This window comes from Erwinia sp. S43, from assembly GCF_016624745.1.
In the GTDB taxonomy this organism is placed as follows: Bacteria; Pseudomonadota; Gammaproteobacteria; order Enterobacterales; family Enterobacteriaceae; genus Erwinia; species Erwinia coffeiphila.
Map to the genome: position 1 here is coordinate 17,663 of NZ_JACVTX010000038.1, position 20,438 is coordinate 38,100.

Annotated in this window: 18 protein-coding genes; 12 read left to right on the forward strand and 6 right to left on the reverse strand. The window is 55.6% G+C overall.

Annotated elements, in window-relative coordinates:
- Positions 1 to 177: 177 nt before the first annotated feature.
- Both IBT47_RS25255 and metB read right to left on the reverse strand, forming a co-directional pair.
- Entirely contained in the window at positions 178 to 2,613 is a 2,436-nt protein-coding gene (locus IBT47_RS25255; protein WP_200563852.1) for a bifunctional aspartate kinase/homoserine dehydrogenase II, read from the reverse strand.
- A gap of 2 nt (positions 2,614 to 2,615) precedes the next feature.
- A complete protein-coding gene (gene metB / locus IBT47_RS25260; RefSeq protein ID WP_200563854.1) occupies positions 2,616 to 3,776 on the reverse strand; it encodes a cystathionine gamma-synthase in 1,161 nt (386 codons plus the stop codon).
- A gap of 248 nt (positions 3,777 to 4,024) precedes the next feature.
- Between metB and metJ the strand changes: the two genes are divergently transcribed.
- Complete coding sequence (gene metJ, locus IBT47_RS25265) at positions 4,025 to 4,342, forward strand: met regulon transcriptional regulator MetJ (RefSeq protein WP_013200201.1); 318 nt, start codon at positions 4,025 to 4,027, stop codon at positions 4,340 to 4,342.
- Here metJ and IBT47_RS25270 read toward each other — a convergent pair.
- Positions 4,339 to 5,217, reverse strand: a complete 879-nt coding sequence (locus IBT47_RS25270) for a LysR family transcriptional regulator (RefSeq protein ID WP_200563856.1) — start codon at positions 5,215 to 5,217, stop codon at positions 4,339 to 4,341. The genes metJ and IBT47_RS25270 overlap by 4 nt on opposite strands.
- A 109-nt stretch (positions 5,218 to 5,326) precedes the next feature.
- Between IBT47_RS25270 and IBT47_RS25275 the strand changes: the two genes are divergently transcribed.
- Positions 5,327 to 6,418 (forward strand): linear amide C-N hydrolase, encoded by a 1,092-nt coding sequence (locus tag IBT47_RS25275; protein ID WP_200563858.1) that lies wholly within the window; start codon positions 5,327 to 5,329, stop codon positions 6,416 to 6,418.
- A 78-nt stretch (positions 6,419 to 6,496) separates the two neighbouring features.
- On the opposite strand, the gene rpmE is transcribed toward IBT47_RS25275, so the two are convergent.
- A complete protein-coding gene (gene rpmE, locus IBT47_RS25280) occupies positions 6,497 to 6,709 on the reverse strand; it encodes a 50S ribosomal protein L31 (protein WP_105594495.1) in 213 nt (70 codons plus the stop codon).
- A 243-nt stretch (positions 6,710 to 6,952) separates the two neighbouring features.
- On the opposite strand from rpmE, the gene priA reads away from it, so the two are divergent.
- From priA to rraA, 7 genes are all read left to right on the forward strand, one after another.
- Positions 6,953 to 9,151 (forward strand): primosomal protein N', encoded by a 2,199-nt coding sequence (gene priA / locus IBT47_RS25285; protein ID WP_200563860.1) that lies wholly within the window; start codon positions 6,953 to 6,955, stop codon positions 9,149 to 9,151.
- Between the two features lie 234 nt (positions 9,152 to 9,385).
- A complete protein-coding gene (gene cytR, locus IBT47_RS25290) occupies positions 9,386 to 10,423 on the forward strand; it encodes a DNA-binding transcriptional regulator CytR (protein ID WP_105594493.1) in 1,038 nt (345 codons plus the stop codon).
- Between the two features lie 172 nt (positions 10,424 to 10,595).
- Positions 10,596 to 11,603, forward strand: a complete 1,008-nt coding sequence (ftsN, locus tag IBT47_RS25295; protein ID WP_200563862.1) for a cell division protein FtsN — start codon at positions 10,596 to 10,598, stop codon at positions 11,601 to 11,603.
- A 90-nt stretch (positions 11,604 to 11,693) separates the two neighbouring features.
- Positions 11,694 to 12,224 carry an ATP-dependent protease subunit HslV gene (gene hslV / locus IBT47_RS25300; RefSeq protein WP_105594491.1) on the forward strand — a complete coding sequence of 177 codons (531 nt, stop codon included), beginning with the start codon at positions 11,694 to 11,696 and terminating at the stop codon, positions 12,222 to 12,224.
- Between the two features lie 11 nt (positions 12,225 to 12,235).
- Positions 12,236 to 13,567, forward strand: coding sequence for an HslU--HslV peptidase ATPase subunit (hslU, locus tag IBT47_RS25305; protein ID WP_200547993.1), 1,332 nt, complete (start codon positions 12,236 to 12,238; stop codon positions 13,565 to 13,567).
- Positions 13,568 to 13,738: 171 nt separating this feature from the next.
- On the forward strand, positions 13,739 to 14,668 hold the full coding sequence (locus IBT47_RS25310) for a 1,4-dihydroxy-2-naphthoate polyprenyltransferase (RefSeq protein ID WP_200563864.1): 930 nt from the start codon (positions 13,739 to 13,741) through the stop codon (positions 14,666 to 14,668).
- A 106-nt stretch (positions 14,669 to 14,774) separates the two neighbouring features.
- A complete protein-coding gene (gene rraA / locus IBT47_RS25315) occupies positions 14,775 to 15,260 on the forward strand; it encodes a ribonuclease E activity regulator RraA (RefSeq protein WP_105594488.1) in 486 nt (161 codons plus the stop codon).
- Positions 15,261 to 15,326: 66 nt separating this feature from the next.
- Here the strand turns inward: rraA and zapB are convergent, their stop codons facing one another.
- Positions 15,327 to 15,566, reverse strand: coding sequence for a cell division protein ZapB (gene zapB, locus IBT47_RS25320; protein ID WP_105594487.1), 240 nt, complete (start codon positions 15,564 to 15,566; stop codon positions 15,327 to 15,329).
- A 445-nt stretch (positions 15,567 to 16,011) separates the two neighbouring features.
- Between zapB and IBT47_RS25325 the strand changes: the two genes are divergently transcribed.
- From IBT47_RS25325 to glpX, 3 genes are all read left to right on the forward strand, one after another.
- Positions 16,012 to 16,854 carry an MIP/aquaporin family protein gene (locus IBT47_RS25325; protein ID WP_105594486.1) on the forward strand — a complete coding sequence of 281 codons (843 nt, stop codon included), beginning with the start codon at positions 16,012 to 16,014 and terminating at the stop codon, positions 16,852 to 16,854.
- A gap of 54 nt (positions 16,855 to 16,908) precedes the next feature.
- Positions 16,909 to 18,420 carry a glycerol kinase GlpK gene (glpK, locus tag IBT47_RS25330; protein ID WP_200563866.1) on the forward strand — a complete coding sequence of 504 codons (1,512 nt, stop codon included), beginning with the start codon at positions 16,909 to 16,911 and terminating at the stop codon, positions 18,418 to 18,420.
- 93 nt (positions 18,421 to 18,513) lie between these two features.
- Positions 18,514 to 19,524 (forward strand): class II fructose-bisphosphatase, encoded by a 1,011-nt coding sequence (gene glpX / locus IBT47_RS25335; protein ID WP_200563868.1) that lies wholly within the window; start codon positions 18,514 to 18,516, stop codon positions 19,522 to 19,524.
- A 54-nt stretch (positions 19,525 to 19,578) separates the two neighbouring features.
- On the opposite strand, the gene IBT47_RS25340 is transcribed toward glpX, so the two are convergent.
- Positions 19,579 to 20,438: MFS transporter (locus tag IBT47_RS25340; RefSeq protein ID WP_200563870.1), on the reverse strand; the 860-nt coding region annotated here is incomplete at its 5' end.

Consider the following 20,438-nt stretch of genomic DNA (forward strand, 5'->3'; position numbering starts at 1 on the left):
GAGGGAAATTCATGATGGGTTAATCAGTAAATTCAGCGGTTCAGAGCGGTCGGATAACACAGCCCGTCACCCCGATCGGCTATGCTGCCGGATGACTTGTGAATAGGGCAAGAATGGGGTCTTTTTTGTTTAAAAAGAGCGTGCTGATGATATTCGGCCATCAGCACGCTGTTAACACTACAGCAACTGCGCCAGCCGGTTCAGATCCGACTGAATGGCTCCGGCGGTCACATCGCGACCGGCACCGGGACCGCGGATCACCAGCGGGTTGTCGCGATACCAGCGGCTTTCAATCGCAAAGACGTTATCGCACGGCAGCAGCGCGGCGAGCGGATGATCGGCACGAACCGCCTCCACGCCAACGCGGGCCTTACCGTTGGCATCAAAGCGCGCCACGTAGCGCAGTACCAGCCCCATCTCCTGAGCCGCCTCGTAGCGCTGCAGCATTTGCTCGTTGAGCGCGTCGCCGTTTTCGAAGAAATGATCCACCGAACCAGCCTGGCAGCCCGCCGGAACCAGCGACTCTACGCGAACCTGATCCGGTTCGATGTCGTAACCGGCTTCACGCGCCAGGATCACCAGCTTACGCATCACGTCCTGGCCGGACAGATCGACACGCGGATCTGGCTCGGTCAGCCCCTGCTGCCATGCCTGGTCCACCAGTTCGGTAAACGGCACCGTGCCATCAAACTGCAGGAACAGCCAGGAAAGCGTGCCGGAGAAGATACCGCTGATCGCCAGAATACTGTCACCGCTTTCACGCAGGTCACGCACCGTATGATTCACCGGCAGCCCGGCCCCCACGGTGGCGTTGTAAAGCCACTGACGCCCGGTTTTCGCAAAGGCATCGCGAATCTGGCGATACGCGTCGCTGCTGGATGCGCCTGCCACCTTATTTGCACCAATCACATGGAAACCGTAGCTGGCGAAATCCAGATACTGTGCGGCCAGCGATTCACTGGCCGTGACGTCCAGCACCACCAGGTCATCAAACGGGTGAGCCCGCATCCACAGGAACAGCGATTCCTGATCCTGCTCCACCGCTTCCTCTTCAAAGAAAGCCAGTGCCCGACTGGCTTCCAGCCCGTCGTAGCTCAGCAGGCTGCGGCGGCTGTCCACCACGCCCGCTAAAATAAATTCAAAACCGGTACGCGCGGAAAGTGTTTCCTGCTCGCGAGCGAACAGTTCCAGCCAGCGCGAACCGATATTACCTTTACCAAACAGCACCAGCCCGATGCGCTTCTCCGCACGGAACAGGGTCTGATGCAGGCCGCGAATCAAATGCTCGGTCGGACCAACGCGCAGTACCGCCACCAGGCTGATACCCTCTTCCGACTGCCAGATAAACTCGACCGGCTGATCTTTCATCTGCTGCCAGAAGCGGTGGCTGTGCAGCGGATTGCGGCACACGCCCGCCCCCACCATCGCCACCAGCGCCATCCCTTCCCGCAGCTGTAAGCGTCCGGGCAGAGCCGCATCTTCCAACAGCGTCAGTGCACTGTTGACGACCTCTGACGTGTAGCACAGCTGAAGCAGATTGCGATCGGGGTGAGCTCCCGTCGCCAGCGGACGAACCTGGGCGCGTTTGAGCAGATGGTCGATTTCCTTATGTACCTTCGCAAAGTCATGATGCGCAGGCACATGGAACTCAATCAGACAAACATCATCATGGCTGGTCACAATGCGCGCCCCGGTCCCGGAGGCCAGAACGCGTTCAATACGGGTTGAGCCCTGTTCAGGCTGATAGCTACAGCGCAGTTGCAGATCGATATCGCTATTGGATACCGGCTGCAGTGTACGCGTGTGCAACACCGGTGCGGCGAGACGTGCCAGTTCGCTGGCTTCGTCCAGACGCAGCAGCGGCAGCAGGCAGGCATCCTTCACTTTCCGCGGGTCAGCACTGTAAACACCGGCCACATCGCTCCAGATCGTTACGCGTGACACGCCGGCCAGTGAACCAATCTGGGTTGCAGAATAGTCACTGCCGTTGCGCCCCAGCAGCACCGTTTCACCGGCATCGTTGGCGCAGATAAAACCCGTGACGACGAGACGCTGCGAGGGATGCTGAGCGATAAGCTGCTGAAGCAGCAGCAATGATTTGCCTTCATCTACCTGCGGCTGCGCAGCGCGCTCGGCACGCAGAAAATCGCGCGCATCCAGCCAGCTGGCATCAATATCGCGCTGTCTCAGCACGGCCGACATCAGCCGTGCTGACCAGATTTCACCGTGCCCGACCACCTCTGCATAAACGACATCATTGATGACACCGTCGAGCAGCGCGGCCAGTTTTTCCAGATCGTGAATAAATTCAGCAATGAGCGGGTCAGCGGTTTCCGGCGGTAACAGGCTGCTAATCAGCTCGCTCTGATAACGACGCAGAGCCTGCTGTACCTGATGCGCAGACAGCCGATCGCTCTGACTCAGTTTGAGCCAGCTGATCAACTGGTTAGTGGTGCTTCCTGCCGCAGAAACGACCATCAGGTCGCCCGGCTGGCTATACTCCGCCATGATACCGGCAACGCGCAGATAGCATTTGGCATCCGCCAGGCTACTGCCACCAAATTTGTGCAACTGCCGTGAACTGCCCACCTCTGCCACTGCTGAATGACTCATGCTTACCTCTTGGCCGCAATCTGGAATGCATTATCCAGATCGGCGATTAAATCTTCGTGATCCTCAATTCCTACCGAAATACGCAGCAGCGTCTCGGAAATTCCTGCCGCGGCACGGGCTTCTGCCGACATTCCGGCATGCGTCATCGTTGCAGTATGCGAAATCAGGCTTTCCACGCCACCCAGCGACTCCGCCAGGGTAAACAGCTCCAGCGCCTTGAGGAAACGGCGCAGTGTTGCTTCATCGCCATCAAACTCAAAACTTAACATCGCACCAAAGCCTTTCTGCTGCTTCACCGCGAACTGATGTCCTGCGTTTTCCGGCAGAGAAGGATGATACAACTTTTTCACCAGCGGTTGTTGTTTCAGATACTCAACAATCGCCAGTGCATTACGCTGTGCCGCCGCGATACGTGGATCAAGCGTGCGCAGGCCGCGCAGCAGCAGGTAGCTGTCAAATGCAGCGCCGGTCACGCCAATATTATTCGCCCACCACGCAAGATCGGTCGCATGCTGCGGATCTTTTGAAATCACCGCGCCGGCAACCACATCAGAGTGGCCGTTAAGGTATTTAGTACAGGAATGGAGCACCAGGTCTGCGCCCAACGCCAGCGGATTCTGCAGCGCAGGGCTGAGGAACGTGTTATCCACCACGCTGATCGCACCGGCTTCTTTCGCCGCCTGACAGATCGCAGCAATATCCACCACGCGCAGCAGCGGGTTGCTCGGGCTTTCAATCAGCACCAGCTTCGGCTTCTCAGCCAACGCAGCCTGAAGCGCAGCTTCATCACCCTGATCGACAAACTTAACGCGATAGGCACCGCGTTTGCTCAGGCTGTCAAACAGGCGATAGCTGCCGCCGTAACAGTCGTGCGGAGCCACCAGCAGGTCGCCCGGCTTCAGGAATACGGTACACACCAGATGCACCGCCGCCATGCCGGTATTGGTCAGTACCGCACCCACGCCGCCTTCCAGCTCTGCCAGCGCACGCTGCACCACATCACGGGTCGGATTCCCACGGCGCGAATAGTCGTGCGCGCGCGGCTGGTTGAAATCGAGAAAGTTATAGGTGCTGGAAAGGTGAATCGGTGGGACAACGCAGCCATATTGCTCGTCATCATTCAATCCGCTGCGCACTGCGATGGTTGCCTGTTTACGCGTCATGGTGCATAAATTCCTGCTGAAAAGAGAGAAGGGCTATAGAGTAAACAGGGTAGCTATAGACGTCAATACATCTGGACATCTAAATGTCTTTGCGTATAGATTGAGCAATGGGCCAATAACAGCTAAAATTATGCCGATATCCCCTACAGAAAGTTGTGTTATCGCAGTGTGATACACACCAACTTCGGGCATAATTGGCCGAATTTCGGCATTTCTCATCTAAATTTTGATAATGACTAAGGTAACCCATGGCTGAATGGAACGGCGAATATATCAGCCCTTACGCTGAACACGGTAAGAAGAGCGAACAGGTTAAGAAAATCACGGTATCTATTCCGTTGAAAGTACTTAAAATTTTGACCGACGAACGCACCCGTCGCCAGGTCAACAACCTGCGTCATGCCACCAACAGCGAACTGCTGTGTGAGGCATTCCTGCATGCCTTCACCGGACAGCCTCTGCCTGATGATGTGGATCTGCGTAAAGAGCGCAGCGACGAGATCCCTGAAGAAGCAAAAGCGATTATGCGGGAAATGGGCGTCGATCCTGACACCTGGGAGTATTAACCCGCCGCAAACAGCTCGGTTATTCGGTCGAGCACCTGATTTAAGATCGGGTGCCCGGCCTGCCCCGGCTGCCAGATGGCTACCATCGTATGCACTATCCCGCTGTTACCCATTTCAGTTTCAATCCGCTCAATATGACTTTTCCTGCCGTCCAGCACATGTGCTGGCAGAAAGGCCCAGCCTGCGCCATTGCCCAGCAGGGATTCCAGCAGCATCGCATCATTCACAAACTGCACGCGATCGGCGATCTGTAAGCGACGCGCCAGATGGTCTTCCAGACCCTTATTCGGGATCAGCTGATTGCAGGCCGTCAGCGACAGTTGGCTGACGGGCCGATGCGCGAACAGTGAGGGGCTGGCATAGACCCCCATTTCGATACTGCCCACCGCCCGCCACTTAAAGCGCTCACTGACGGATTTGTTGACCGCCTGATAAATGCCAATATCGCTTTCGCCTTTTTGCAGCGCCTGCTCGGCCTCATGGCGGTCCTGATAACAGAGATTGAGCTGAACGCCCTGGCAACGACATTCCTCCGCCAGCGTGGCCAGCAGCGTACGCGGAGTGAAAATATCGTAACTGAGCGTCAGCGTTTGCGGTGGCTGCTTCTGCTGCTGCATGGCCAGATAGCTGAACGCCTGGGCTTCGTTCAAAAACAGCCGAGCCCGGCGATAAAGCAGGCCGCCGCGCTCGGTCAGAGCAAACGGCCGGCAGTGCCGATCGAACAGTGCATAGCCCAGATCCAGTTCCAGATAGTCCAGCAGCTCGCTGACGGTTGTGCGGTCTTTGTTCATCCGCTTAGCGGCGTGCGTAATGCTGCCGGACTCCACCACGCAGGCAAATGCTTCGATTTGCGCCAGTGAAAAATTAATGGCCATAAGCTCCCTGCTTAAAAAATACCGAAGGGGGAAAATCCCTCAGTTGTCGACTCTTTCCTTTTAAACGTGCTGGCTATGCTGGCCATCAGTGAGCAAAAGGAGAAATAAGATGAATAAAACATTATCCAGCCTGGTGGCTGTAGCAATGGGTGCATCCCTGGCCATCGCGACCATAGGCAGCGCCAGCGCCTGCACCCGCGCATTTTTAAATACCTATCCGGGCTATATGGTCAGCGCACGTAATCTTGATTTCTTCGGCCCGGTCGATCCTTCCCTGGTGATTACTCCACGAGGAATTGAGCACACAGGCAGTGACGGACCCGGCGCGAAAGAGTGGAAAACACGCTACGGTAGTGTAGTCATTTATGCTGATGGTGTTTTTCCAATGGATGGCATGAATGAGAAAGGCCTGGCGGGGCACACGCAATATTACACCAACGGGAAACAGGTCCAGGCGGATAACAACAAGGATAAGCCCGAACTCGATAGCCGCGCATGGCTCAGCTATCTGCTGGACAATTTCGCCACGGTTGATGAAGCAGTGAAGGGTTTAGAAGATGTTCGTCTGGTCGCCAAAAAGCTGCCGATTGATTACGCATCGGATACGAAACATATCGCGCTGGAAGACGTCACCGGTGACTCTGCAATCATTGAAATCGACAACGGTAAGGTCAACATTTACCACAACCGCGACTATCGTGTGATGACCAATCCGCCGTCATACGATCGCCAGCTGGCAAATCTGAAAAAATACCAGGGTGTCGACGAAAACCACATTCCCGGTACGCAAAGCGCGGAAGACCGTTTTGTACGTACCAGTATCGGTGTAAAAAATATCCCGCAGCCGGATAATAAAGCACAGGCTCAGGGATTTATTCTGTCGGTAGTCAACAATGCGGCATTCCCGATTAACTACCCGGACGCCAGCGATCCGATGGTGAAATCGATCACCGATGCGTACGCAAAATATTCGAAGTTCCCACAGGAGAATAAAGGTACGTCAACCTACTGGACGACCATTGCCGATCTCAGCCACGGTGAATATCACTTTAAATCGGTCTTTGCGCCATCAGAGGTGATGGTAAAACTGGGAGAGATTAACTTCTCGGCGGGTCAACCGGTCAAACGTATTGACCATCTGCAAAACTATGCCCAAAAAGGCTGGCAGGGTGACGTGCTGAAATACGCGAAGTCCTCCTGATTCCGGAGACAAAAAAACCAGCCTGAGCTGGTTTTTTTGTTCGTGCATCCGAAACGTTGACCGTTTCTGGCTGGCTGCTTATTTGCTGCCAGGGATGCTGAAACGCTTGTTGAAGCGGTCAACACGTCCACCGGTAGCAACATCACGCTGCTTGCCAGTGTAGAACGGGTGACATTCGCCACAAACATCCAGGTTCAGATCGCGACCCGTAGTAGAACGAGTTTTGATTTCGTTACCGCAAGAACATTTAGCAGTAATTTCAACGTAATTTGGGTGAATACCTTTTTTCATGGGAAACCTCAGTTAAGGCCGTGTCGCTCTCCCGCGCCAGGAATGTTTCCTGCACCGGCACCACACGAAGATTAATAGTCAGGTGATATACCCAAACCTCGAAGGTTACGGGCATCGCGATACAAAATACCGTATCAACGGCGGCGAATTATACAGAAATCAACCGTACGCTGCAATCGGATCCGCACATTGCGAACGACACAGTGTACACTAAATGGCCCTGTTTTTCACCCGGATGAAGCCATGCCCGTTGTTCAGGTCGCACTGCCCGTTCCACTTGCGCGCAACTTTGATTATTTGTTGCCTCCCCACCTCAGCCATGCCGTTCCCGGTGGCCGCGTCAGCGTGCCGTTCGGCAAACGTAAAGCGATTGGCGTCGTGGTCAGCATTGGCGAACACAGCGATTATCCTCGCGACCAGTTGAAAAGCGTACATGAGGTGCTGGACAGTACCCCTCTGTTCTCGCCTTCTTTATGGCATATCCTGCTGTGGGCGGCGGACTATTACCATTACCCGCTGGGGGAAGTACTGTTCCATGCCATGCCGGTTTTGCTGCGGCAGGGAAAAGCCGCGGAAGAGGCGCCAATCTGGCAGTGGGCAATCACAGAGCAGGGCCGCGCCACGCCGCCGGAAAGCCTGAAGCGTGCCCCCAAACAGCAGCAGGCGCTGGCCGCTCTGCGCCAGCGAACGCTGTACCGACATGAGGTCAGCCAGCACGACATCACCGAAGCAACGCTGCAGGCGCTGAGGGCCAAAGGACTGTGCGAACTTCATGCAGTGACCCGTGCGATGCAGGACTGGCGCGAAACCTTTGCCATCTGCGGTGAACGGCTGCGATTAAATACCGAGCAGGCGACCGCGGTTGGCGCTATTCGCAGTGCCGACGATCGCTTCTCCGCCTGGCTCCTGGACGGGATCACCGGATCGGGGAAAACCGAAGTTTATCTCAGCGTGCTGGAAAACATTCTGGCTAACGGCCGCCAGGCGCTGGTGCTGGTGCCGGAAATTGGCCTGACACCGCAAACTATCGCCCGTTTTCGTGAACGCTTTAACGCCCCGGTGGATGTCCTGCACTCCGGGTTGAACGACAGCGAACGCCTGGCGGTTTGGCTGCGGGCCCGCAGCGGCGAAACGGCGATTGTTATCGGTACTCGTTCGGCGCTGTTTACGCCGTTTGCCCGACTGGGCGCCATCATTATTGATGAAGAACACGACGGCTCCTACAAACAGCAGGAGGGCTGGCGCTATCACGCCCGCGATCTGTCGGTGCTGCGTGCCCGACAGGAAGATATACCGGTGGTGATGGGGTCCGCGACGCCTGCACTGGAAACGTTACACAACGTGCATCTGGGCAAATATCACCTGCTCAACCTCAGCAAACGCGCCGGAAATGCCACGCGCGCCACGCAGTTACTGATCGACCTGAAAGGCATGAAGCTCCAGGGCGGCTTATCTCCGCTGCTGATTAAAAAAATAGGCGAGCACTTAAAGGCGGATAATCAGGTTCTGCTGTTCCTCAACCGCCGGGGATTCTCCCCCGCACTGCTGTGCCACGAGTGCGGCTGGATTGCTGAATGCCAGCGCTGCGACCGCTACTACACGCTGCATCAGAATCAGCGCCAGCTGCGCTGCCACCACTGCGATAGTCAGCGCCCGATACCGCATCAGTGTCCCCAGTGTGGATCGACGCATCTGGTGCCCGTCGGGCTGGGTACGGAACAGCTGGAACATAACCTCAGCACACTGTTCCCCGACGTGCCGCTGTCGCGTATCGACAGGGATACCACCAGCCGTAAGGGCGCGCTGGAGCAGCAGCTGGCAGAAGTACATCGTGGCGGGGCGCGTATTCTCGTTGGCACGCAGATGCTGGCGAAAGGGCATCACTTTCCTGACGTCACGCTGGTCTCCCTGCTCGACGTTGACGGCGCGCTGTTCTCTGCGGATTTCCGCTCCGCCGAGCGCTTTGCCCAACTCTACACTCAGGTAGCAGGGCGAGCAGGACGGGCGGGCAAACAGGGGGAAGTGCTGTTGCAGACCCATCACCCGGACCACCCTTTACTGCAAACGCTGCTGAAGCAGGGCTACGATGCCTTTGCTAAACAGGCGCTCAGCGAGCGCAAAAGCGTATTTCTGCCGCCTTTTACCAGCCACGCGCTGTTCCGCGCGGAGGATCACGATAATCAACAGGCTTCTCTGTTCCTTCAGCAGCTGCGCAACCTGCTGGAAGCCAGCCCGCTGAATGATGACGGATTCTGGGTGATGGGGCCGGTGCCAGCTCTGCAGGCCAAGCGAAGCGGTCGATACCGCTGGCAGTTGTTGCTGCAACACCCTTCCCGCTCCGTTCTGCAGCGGCTGATTAAATCCAGTCTGCCGCTTATCGGTACACTCCCCCAGTCGCGCAAAGTGAAATGGTCATTGGATATCGATCCCGCGGAGGGCTAATTCACCGGCACTGGTCGCACAGAAGCGGAAGACGGAAACGTTTGCATGGCAAAGTTGCGGCGTAGATCGAAAAAAGTCGCACAAGTCACATTTTTTATGCAAATTAAGTAACAGCAGTTCGCTGCATCTGTAAAAATGCGCAATGGTCAGCAAAGGGATACGCGGCCCGCCACTGAAAGAGCACATTATCACCCGTTAGTCAGGTCAGCTTCGGCTGGCGTGAGGAGAAAAGCGTTGGAGCACAATCAAGAGACAACAGCAGCGACCATGAAGGACGTAGCTGAAAAAGCAGGCGTATCAACGGCAACGGTCTCCCGTGCCCTGATGAACCCGGAAAAGGTCTCCGCCGCGACACGCAGTAAAGTTGAACAGGCGGTGATTGCCGTCGGTTATTCCCCGCATTCAATGACGCGCAGCGCCAGGCGTAGCGAATCACGGACTATTCTGGTTATCGTGCCGGATATCTGCGACCCGTTTTTTAGTGAAATGATTCGCGGGATCGAGGTTGTTGCCGCAGATCAGGGCTATCTGGTTCTGATTGGCGACTGCGCCCACCAGAATCAGCAGGAAAAATCGTTTCTGAATTTAATGCTGACGCGTCAAATCGACGGCATGGTACTGCTGGGATCGCAGCTACCTTTTGAAGCCGGACTGGAAGAACAACGCAACCTGCCGCCGATGGTGATGGCCAACGAATTTGCACCAGAGCTTGAACTGCCCACCGTGCATATCGACAACCTGACCGCCGCGTTCGAAGCGGTGAACCATCTGCAAAAGCTGGGCCACCGCCGTATCGCCTGCATATCAGGACCGGAAGATATGCCACTGTGTCAGTATCGCCTGCAGGGCTATATTCAGGCCTTGCGCCGCAGCGGCATGAGCGTGGACCCCCAGTATATCGTGCGCGGTGATTTTACTTTTGACGCCGGGACGCAGGCGATGAAAAAGCTGATGGCGCTGCCAAAACCACCCGATGCCCTGTTCTGCCACAGCGACATCATGGCGCTGGGCGCGATGTCGCAGGCGAAGAATATGGGCCTGAAAATCCCAAAGGATCTGTCTATTATTGGCTTTGATGACATAGAGTTATCACGCTACAGCGATCCGCAGCTGACCACCGTTGCGCAGCCGCGATTTAACATTGGGCGCGAAGCGATGCTACTCTTGCTGGAACAGCTTCAGGGGCGGATGGTAAATGTTGGCTCTCGTCTACTGGATTTTGAGTTAAAAATCCGCGGTAGTACGGCACCCTCACTGCGCGATGAAGATTAACATATTGTGTAATGGTGATTTTCGCCAACTGCGACCTGGCGCAAAATCAGCGGATTCTTAGTAAGATCGCCGCTGGTCAAACTTCCGACCCTTAAGTAACATGACGGGCTGTAGCCGGGTGCCCATCGCGATTTTGCCCGGTCTTCTTTCATTGATTATTAACGGAACGATAGTGGCACAAAAAGATTATGTAGGCCGCGGGCGTTCGACAGGGACGCGTCGCAAGACCAACAGTCGCAGTAAAAAGCGCAGCGGTGGCTCAGGCGTATCAAAGTTTATGACCATGCTGGCCGTTGCAGTCCTCGTCACCTTTGTCGGTGGTTTGTGGTTTATTGCGCATCATAAAAAAGAAGACACCCCCGTCATCACCGATCATAAAACCACCGGTAACGGCCTGCCGCCGAAACCCGAGGAACGCTGGCGCTATATCAAAGAGTTAGAAAATCGCCAGATAGGTGTGCCTACGCCGACAGAACCTTCATCCGGCGGTGAAGCCCATTCGCAGACACAGCTGACTAACGAACAGAGGCAGCTGCTGGAGCAAATGCAGGCCGATATGCGCCAGCAGCCAACCCAGCTGAATGAGGTGCCGTGGAATGAGCAAACCCCAGCTCAACGCCAGCAGACCATACAGCGTCAGAATCAGCTACAGCAGCAGTCACGTATGCCGCAGCAGGTTCAGCAGCAGCCGGTAAGAACCCAGCAAAACCAACCGGTGCAGGCATATCAGCAACCTGCAAGAACGCAGCAGGCCCAGCCGGTACAGCAAAATCAGCAGCAGGTGCGAACCCAGCAGCAGACGCAACAGACCGAGCGAGCCGCGCAGCAGCAAAACCAGGCTCAGCAGAAACCGGCACCGATAACCCCTGTCACCCGTGAACCAGCACGGCAGCAGGAAGTTGCTGCTCAGCCAAAAGCTGAAACGAAGCCGAAAGAAGCCGAAAAAGAGAAGCAGCAGCGTTGGATGGTGCAGTGTGGTTCCTTCAAAGGAACTGACCAGGCGGAGTCCGTTCGTGCAGCGCTGGCCTTTGAAGGTTTCGAAAGCCGCATTACCACCGGCGGCGGCTGGAACCGCGTGGTGATTGGTCCGTATGGCAACCGTGCCGCCGCTGATAGCGCGCTGAAAAATCTTCGTGGTTCCGGCCACTCAAATTGCATTCCTCTCGCCATTGGGGGTTGAAACCCCTAAAAGCCGCCCCATATCAGATTGCATCAGTGTCCCCGCACGAAAAGTGCGGGGACCTCACCAACTGCAACAAGGGGTCCGCCCGTGACAACAATAGTAAGTGTACGACGCAACGGCCAGGTAGTAATTGGCGGCGATGGCCAGGCTACCCTCGGTAATACCGTAATGAAAGGCAACGTTAAAAAAGTGCGTCGTCTCTACAATGACAAAGTCATTGCCGGTTTTGCTGGCGGTACCGCAGATGCTTTCACCCTTTTCGAACTATTTGAACGCAAACTGGAAATGCACCAGGGCCACCTGGTGAAAGCCGCGGTTGAGCTGGCAAAAGACTGGCGCACCGACCGTATGCTGCGCAAGCTTGAAGCACTGCTGGCCGTCGCCGATGAAAATGCCTCGCTGATCATTACCGGCAACGGTGACGTTATCCAGCCAGAAAACGATTTGATTGCCATCGGTTCAGGTGGACCTTACGCACAGGCAGCCGCTCGTGCATTACTGGAAAACACTGACATTGGCGCGCGCGATATTGTGGAGAAAGCGCTGGGTATTGCAGGTGATATCTGCATCTATACCAACCACAACCTCACCATCGAAGAATTAGCGTCTAAAGCGTAAGGACCCAATTTATGTCTGAAATGACCCCGCGCGAAATCGTCAGCGAACTGAACAGATTCATCATCGGCCAGGACGGCGCCAAGCGCGCTGTGGCGATTGCCCTGCGTAACCGCTGGCGCCGTATGCAGCTGGACGAAGAGCTGCGCCATGAAGTCACGCCAAAAAATATTCTGATGATTGGCCCAACCGGCGTCGGTAAAACCGAAATTGCCCGTCGCCTGGCAAAACTGGCCAATGCGCCATTCATCAAAGTGGAAGCCACTAAATTCACCGAAGTGGGCTATGTAGGTAAAGAAGTGGATTCGATCATCCGCGATCTGACCGACTCGGCGATTAAAATGGTTCGCTCCCAAGCGATTGAAAAAAATCGCTACCGCGCTGAAGAAATGGCAGAAGACCGCATTCTTGACGTGCTGATCCCCCCGGCTAAAAACAACTGGGGCCAGGCGGAAGCGCCTGCCGAACCGTCTGCCGCACGCCAGTCATTCCGCAAGAAACTGCGCGAAGGTCAGCTTGACGATAAAGAAATCGAAATCGATCTGGCCGCTGTTTCCGCCGGTGTTGAAATTATGGCACCTCCGGGCATGGAAGAGATGACCAGCCAGCTGCAATCGATGTTCCAGAATATCGGCGGCCAGAAGCAGAAGCCGCGTAAGCTGAAAATCAAAGATGCGATGAAGCTGCTGGTGGAAGAAGAAGCCGCCAAGCTGGTTAATCCGGAAGAACTTAAGCAGGATGCCATCGAAGCCGTAGAGCAGCACGGTATTGTGTTTATCGACGAGATCGACAAAGTCTGTAAGCGCGGCGAATCCTCAGGTCCTGACGTTTCCCGCGAAGGTGTACAGCGCGATCTGCTGCCGCTGGTAGAAGGTTGTACCGTTTCGACCAAGCACGGCATGGTGAAAACTGACCACATTCTGTTTATCGCCTCGGGTGCATTCCAGGTTGCCAGCCCGTCAGACCTGATCCCTGAGCTTCAAGGACGCCTGCCGATCCGCGTTGAGTTACAGGCGCTTACCACGCATGACTTCGAACGCATCCTGACGGAACCGAGCGCGTCGATCACCGTGCAGTACAAAGCGCTGATGGGTACTGAAGGCGTGGATATTAACTTTACCGAAGACGGCATCAGCAAAATTGCCGCCGCCGCCTGGCAGGTGAACGAAACCGCTGAGAATATCGGTGCACGCCGCCTGCATACCGTACTGGAGCGCCTGATGGAGGAAATCTCCTATGACGCCAGCGATCTGAACGGTCAGTCGATCACCATCGATGCCGAGTATGTCAGTAAGCATCTGGATGAACTGGTTGCAGACGAAGATCTGAGCCGCTTTATTCTGTAACGACGGTGAACTGCCGTACTACGGGGGCCAGTATATGGCCCTCGTTTTTTTTGGTTAAATTTCCAGCCAACTTGACCAGGGTTAATTCCTGGGGGCACTAAGCGCCTTACACTGCTTCTAAAACGTTGATCCGGCTTTTCCGGACCCGCCAATCAGAGCAGAGGCCTGCCTATGACCGACAACAGCCAGCTGGCTACCCCAATCAGTCACCCACAGGCATGGATTGAGAGTTTGCGCCCGCGCACGCTCCCGCTGGCCTGCGCATCGATAATTACCGGCAGCGCGCTGGCGTGGTGGCAGGGTTCATTCAATCTCACGACGGCACTGCTGGCACTGTTAACCACCGTGCTGCTGCAAATTCTCTCTAATCTGGCAAACGACTATGGCGATGCGGTAAAAGGCAGCGATACGCCGGCGCGTATTGGCCCTCTGCGCGGTATGCAAAAAGGGGCAATAACCCAGCAGCAGATGCGGATGGCAATGGCTCTCGCCGTGGCACTATCAATGCTGAGCGGTATTATGCTGCTGATAAGGTCCTGCAAAACCCTGAGCGACATGCTGGGCTTTCTGTTGCTTGGCGCACTGGCAATCGTTGCCGCTATCGCCTATACGGTGGGCAGAAAACCCTACGGCTATCTTGGCCTGGGTGACGTATCGGTGATGATTTTCTTTGGCTGGCTTGGCGTTATCGGCAGCTGGTATCTGCAAACTCACCAATTTAATTTGCTACCACTGCTGCCCGCCACCGGCTGTGGTCTGATGGCAACGGCGGTGCTTAACGCCAACAATATGCGCGATATCGAAAACGATCGCCAAAACGGCAAATTCACCCTGGCAGTTCGCCTCGGTCCACGGCGCGCGCGGCACTATCATGTCCTGCTGCTGGCGGGCGCGATAGCCAGCTTCACGCTGTTTACACTGATGAATAATCCGCAGCCCTTCGGCTGGCTGTTCCTGCTGGCGGTGCCCCTTATCTGGCAGCAGGCGCGTTATGTCATACATGAATCCAGCGCAATGGCAATGCGTCCGCTGTTGGTCAGAACGGTCAAAACGGCGCTGTTGATCAACGTGCTGTTTGCCATTGGACTGCTGTTGAGCTAATCGCGATGTACTTGACCCATCGTAACTTTTAACAATTGATGATTTTGCCAACAGTGACGATTAAGCGATATACTTAAGCTCCCTGTAGCAAACAGACGAAATCCCTATGAAATACGATACCTCAGAACTGTGCGACATCTATCACGAAGACGTGAATGTCGTTGAACCGCTCTTCTCAAACTTTGGTGGCCGCACCTCGTTTGGTGGGCAAATCATTACGGTAAAATGTTTCGAGGACAACGGTCTGCTTTATGATTTGCTGGAGGAAAACGGCCGGGGCCGGATACTGTTGGTCGACGGTGGCGGTTCCGTGCGTCGCGCGCTGGTTGATGCCGCACTGGCAAGGCTGGCAGTACAAAATGAGTGGGAAGGCATCGTGGTCTACGGCTCAGTACGCCAGGTAGACGACCTGGAAGAGCTGGATATCGGCATTCAGGCGATTGCTGCCATTCCTGCCGGTGCTGCCGGAGAAGGGATTGGTGAAAGCGATGTGCGCGTTAATTTCGGTGGCGTTACCTTCTTCTCTGGCGATCATCTCTACGCCGATAACACCGGTATGATCCTGTCAGAAGACCCGCTCGATCTCGAATAACGGATACAAAAACGGGTGCCGCTGGCACCCGCTCTCTGCAGACTCACTTCAATAAAAAGTGAAGTCTTACACTTCTTCCATTTTACCCAGCAGCGCACGCAGGCGATCCTGCCACACATGCTGCTCTTCCTTTAGCTGCTGGTTTTCACGCACCAGCGCTTCGCTATTACCAGCAGCATGTTGAATTTGCTGATTCAGATTTCCGTTCTGTTCTTTAAGCTCTTCGATCTCCATCTGCAACAGCGTGATGGTATCAATCGCCTGCTGCACTTTTGCTTCCAGTTTCTCGAATACTTCAAATGACATATCTATAACCTCTCCTAATCGCAGGGCGCTGATGATGCTAGCCGCAGGGATAAGGAGTGAACCGACATTCCGCGGATAACAACGATTCTTCGATTGTAAGTAGACGCGCATAGCAAGTCCAGCAGCTAAGCCTGTTGGGGTGCAGTCTGTAACAATTTTCAGCGTAGACCTGGTTTGCGTAACATATTCACGCAATAAGGTGGGGCCGAGGTTAATGAATTGCGCATTTCGTTACCGCTTAAACGCGCAGTACAGTGATTTTAAGCACCCTGAAATACGCGAATTCGCTCATTTTTATGACGCAGTACACAACTTTTGATTTCGCTATTTCTCGTTTATGCTCGTTAACGATAAATTCACATCAGCCCTACAAAAGACTTGGGCGGCTCAGGGAATGAGAAAAACGATGATAGTAAACTCTTAACTCGCCTTCAGGAATTTCAACATGAGTCATGCAACAAGCACACTTAAAGGACAATGCATCGCCGAGTTTCTTGGCACCGCGACCATCCTCTTCTTTGGTGCAGGCTGTGTCGCTGCGTTAAAACTCGCTGGTGCCGCTTTTGGCCAGTGGGAAGTCAGCATCGTGTGGGGTGTCGCCGTTGCCATGGCGGTCTACCTCAGCGCGGGCATCTCCGGTGCGCATCTGAATCCTGCTGTCAGTATTGCCCTGTGGTTATTTGCCAATTTTGAAGGACGTAAATTGCTCCCCTACATCATTTCTCAGATAGCCGGCGCGTTCTGCGCGGCTGCGCTGGTGTATGGGCTCTACTACAATTTATTCCTCGACTACGAACAGACTCATCAGCTGGTACGCGGTAGCGTAGAAAGCCTGGATGTCGCTGGCGTGTTCTCAACCTATCCAAACCCGCATATCAGCGTGGGGCAGGCGTTCCTGGTTGAAGCCGTGATTACCGCCGTAATGATGGCGCTGATTATGGCCCTGACCGATGACGGCAACGGTCTTCCACGCGGGCCTCTGGCACCGCTGTTGATCGGTCTGCTGATTGCCGTGATTGGTGCAGCAATGGGCCCGCTGACTGGATTTGCTCTGAACCCGGCGCGTGATTTCGGTCCTAAGCTGTTCGCATCACTCGCAGGCTGGGGCAGCATGGCCTTCACCGGCGGTCGCGATATTCCTTATTTCCTCGTGCCAATCTTCGGACCGATGCTCGGTGCAATCGTTGGCGCATTTGGCTACCGTTCTCTGATTGGCCGCAATCTGCCGGGCCAGACTGCGGTAAAAAAGGATGAAGTGGTGCAACGCGCTGCACAGCGTAAAGCGTAATCCTGCTATACCCGCTTCGGCGGGTATAACTCTCGAACTCATCAGGAAGACATTATGACCGTAGAAAAAAAATATATCGTCGCACTCGACCAGGGAACTACCAGCTCACGTGCGGTAATTCTGGATCATGATTCCAACATCGTTGCCGTGTCGCAGCGCGAATTCCAGCAAATTTATCCGAAAGCGGGCTGGGTTGAGCATGATCCGATGGATATCTGGGCGTCACAAAGTTCAACCCTGGTTGAAGTGTTGGCACACGCGGACATCCGTTCTGATGAGATCGCCGCCATTGGTATCACCAACCAGCGCGAAACCACCATCGTCTGGGATAAAGAAACCGGTAAGCCAATCTATAACGCCATCGTTTGGCAGGACCCGCGTACCGCAGATTACTGTGCAAAACTGAAGAAAGAAGGCCTGGAAGAGTACATCCAGCACACCACCGGTCTGGTGATTAACCCGTACTTCTCCGGGACCAAAGTGAAGTGGATACTCGATCATGTAGAAGGTTCACGTGAGCGTGCCCGCCGTGGCGAGCTGCTGTTCGGCACCGTCGATTCCTGGCTGGTGTGGAAAATGACGCAGGGACGGGTGCACATCACCGACTTCACTAACGCCTCACGCACCATGATGTTTAACATTCACAAGCTGGAGTGGGATCAGCGCATGCTGGACATCCTCGACATCCCGCGTGAAATGCTGCCAGAAGTTAAATCCTCCTCAGAAGTGTACGGCCAGACCAACATCGGTGGTAAAGGCGGTACCCGTATTCCTATCGCCGGTATCGCTGGCGATCAGCAGGCAGCTCTGTACGGTCAGCTTTGCGTGCAGCCGGGTATGGCAAAAAATACCTACGGCACCGGCTGCTTTATGCTGATGAACACCGGTAAAGAAGCGGTGGCCTCAACCCACGGCCTGCTGACCACCATCGCCTGCGGTCCACGCGGCGAAGTAAACTATGCACTGGAAGGTGCCGTATTTATCGGTGGTGCATCCATTCAGTGGCTGCGTGACGAGATGAAGCTGATCAGCGATTCTGCTGATTCAGAATATTTTGCTACCAAGGTGAAGGATTCCAACGGCGTCTATATGGTTCCGGCCTTTACCGGCCTGGGCGCTCCTTATTGGGACCCGTATGCACGCGGCGCGATCTTTGGTCTGACCCGTGGCGCAAATGCCAACCACATTATTCGTGCCACGCTGGAGTCGATCGCCTATCAAACTCGCGACGTGCTGGAAGCGATGCAGAATGACGCCAATACCCGCCTGCAGTCGCTGCGCGTGGACGGCGGTGCCGTTGCCAATAACTTCCTGATGCAGTTCCAGTCGGATATCCTGGGGACCCGCGTTGAGCGCCCGGAAGTCCGTGAAGTGACCGCGCTGGGTGCGGCGTATCTGGCAGGACTGGCGGTAGGCTTCTGGCAGGATCTGGAAGAGGTTCGCGCCAAGTCGGTTATCGAGCGTGAATTCCGCCCTGGCATCGAAACCACCCAGCGTAACGTGCTTTACGCGGGCTGGAAGAAAGCCGTTGCCCGCGCTCAGGCGTGGGAAGATCAGGACAACTAAGGATTTACCCGCCCGCAGTCGCCGACTGCGGGCACCTCCTCCCCTCCCCGCCTGTGATAAACTTCCCGCCTCATCACTTTTCCGAGGCACGTCATGAAACGAGAACTGGCAATTGAATTTTCACGCGTAACCGAAGCGGCGGCGCTGGCTGGCTATAAATGGCTGGGGCGCGGCGATAAAAATGCGGCCGATGGCGCGGCGGTACACGCCATGCGCATTATGATCAACAAGGTGGATATTGACGGTCAGATCGTGATTGGCGAAGGGGAAATTGATGAAGCGCCGATGCTGTACATCAGCGAAAAAGTGGGCAGCGGCAATGGCGATGCAGTGGATATTGCCGTTGATCCGATCGAAGGTACGCGTATGACGGCTCTGGGCCAGGCGAACGCACTGGCGGTGCTGGCGGTCGGCGATAAAGGCACCTTCCTGCATGCCCCCGATATGTATATGGAAAAGCTGGTTGTCGGCCCCGGCGCGAAAGGCGCTATCGACCTGAACCTTCCGCTGGAAGAGAACCTGCAGCGCATTGCTGCCGCGCTCGACAAGCCGCTCAGCGAGCTGACCGTCACGCTGCTGGCCAAGCCGCGCCACGATGCGGTGATTGCCCGCCTCCAGCAGCTTGGTGTACGCGTATTTACCTTCCCGGATGGCGATGTAGCGGCCTCGATTCTTACCTGTATGCCGGACAGTGAAGTGGATGTGATGTACGGTATCGGTGGCGCTCCGGAGGGCGTAATCTCTGCTGCGGTGATCCGCGCGCTGGATGGCGATATGCAGGGCCGTTTACTGGCTCGTCATGAGGTGAAAGGCGATACGGCGGAAAACCGTCGTCTGGGCGAGCAGGAAGTTCAGCGCTGCCATGAAATGGGCATTGATGCCGGGAAAGTATTGCTGCTCGATCAGATGGCGCGCAACGATAACGTGATCTTTTCCGCCACCGGTATCACCAGCGGCGATCTGCTGAAGGGCATCACCCGGAAAGGCAATATGGCTACCACAGAAACGCTGCTGATCCGCGGTAAATCACGCACCATTCGCCGTATCCAGTCCATTCACTATCTCGACCGTAAAGACGACAATCTTCATCCGTTTATTCTGTAATCCACTCGCCGGGGCCAGCCGCTGATTGCTGGCTCCGGCGTTGCTGGTTGAGCGTCAAACGGTCTGCGGCTCCGGACGCTTCGACAACGGCAGCCAGCAGAACAGAATTAACAGCGAAGTCGCAAACATCAACATCCCGAGGCTGAACTGCCCGTTTTGCGGCAGCAGCGCAGAAAGCCAGGCAGTCAGCCCCGATCCCAGATTCTGCAGCCCACCGACCAGCGCTCCGGCGGTGCCCGCCATATAGGGCCAGGGCTCCATCGCTCCGGTTGTGGCCAGCGGAAACAGCATGCCTGCGCCAAAGAAAAACAGCGAGGCGGGCACAATCAGCGTCCACAGATTCATGACGCCCAGCCAGCCAGGGAGCCACATCAGTACGCCTGCCAGCAGGCAGCTGTTCACCGCATACCACATAATGGTGGTGAAGGGCTTATCGCTTTTACCGGCAAACCAGGCGCCAAAAAACGCCGCCGGCAGCGGCAGGATAAACAGCAGACTGACGGCGAAGCTGCTCATTCCCAGAACGCCCCCCATCAATACGCCGCAGCTGGCTTCAAATACCGCAATACCGGCCAGCGCGCCGATAAGAATCACCAGATAGCGTACAAAGCTGCTGTCGGCCAGCAGGGGACGATAGCGTGAAAATAGCGGGCGAGGCTGCACGGTCTGCGGGCGTGTTTCCGGCATCCATCGCAGAATGGCGCCGCTGACCATCAGGCACAGCAGCAGGAGAAACGCAAAGCACGCCTGCCAGCCGAACAGCCGGGTCAGTCCTGCTCCGATCAGGGGAGCGATCAGCGGGCTTATCAGGATACCCATATTCAGCAGGCTGTTGGCATGGCGCAGTGCCCTGCCCTCATACAGATCGCGCGGCATGGTCCGTGCCATTACGCCCGCCACCCCCGTCCCCAGCC

Coding starts and splice junctions, on each gene's coding strand:
- IBT47_RS25255 (WP_200563852.1), bottom strand. CDS start 2,613: ATGAGTCATTCAGCAGTGGCAGAGGTGGGCAGTTCACGGCAGTTGCAC.
- metB (WP_200563854.1), bottom strand. CDS start 3,776: ATGACGCGTAAACAGGCAACCATCGCAGTGCGCAGCGGATTGAATGAT.
- metJ (WP_013200201.1), top strand. CDS start 4,025: ATGGCTGAATGGAACGGCGAATATATCAGCCCTTACGCTGAACACGGT.
- IBT47_RS25270 (WP_200563856.1), bottom strand. CDS start 5,217: ATGGCCATTAATTTTTCACTGGCGCAAATCGAAGCATTTGCCTGCGTG.
- IBT47_RS25275 (WP_200563858.1), top strand. CDS start 5,327: ATGAATAAAACATTATCCAGCCTGGTGGCTGTAGCAATGGGTGCATCC.
- rpmE (WP_105594495.1), bottom strand. CDS start 6,709: ATGAAAAAAGGTATTCACCCAAATTACGTTGAAATTACTGCTAAATGT.
- priA (WP_200563860.1), top strand. CDS start 6,953: ATGCCCGTTGTTCAGGTCGCACTGCCCGTTCCACTTGCGCGCAACTTT.
- hslU (WP_200547993.1), top strand. CDS start 12,236: ATGTCTGAAATGACCCCGCGCGAAATCGTCAGCGAACTGAACAGATTC.
- IBT47_RS25310 (WP_200563864.1), top strand. CDS start 13,739: ATGACCGACAACAGCCAGCTGGCTACCCCAATCAGTCACCCACAGGCA.
- rraA (WP_105594488.1), top strand. CDS start 14,775: ATGAAATACGATACCTCAGAACTGTGCGACATCTATCACGAAGACGTG.
- zapB (WP_105594487.1), bottom strand. CDS start 15,566: ATGTCATTTGAAGTATTCGAGAAACTGGAAGCAAAAGTGCAGCAGGCG.
- IBT47_RS25325 (WP_105594486.1), top strand. CDS start 16,012: ATGAGTCATGCAACAAGCACACTTAAAGGACAATGCATCGCCGAGTTT.
- glpK (WP_200563866.1), top strand. CDS start 16,909: ATGACCGTAGAAAAAAAATATATCGTCGCACTCGACCAGGGAACTACC.
- glpX (WP_200563868.1), top strand. CDS start 18,514: ATGAAACGAGAACTGGCAATTGAATTTTCACGCGTAACCGAAGCGGCG.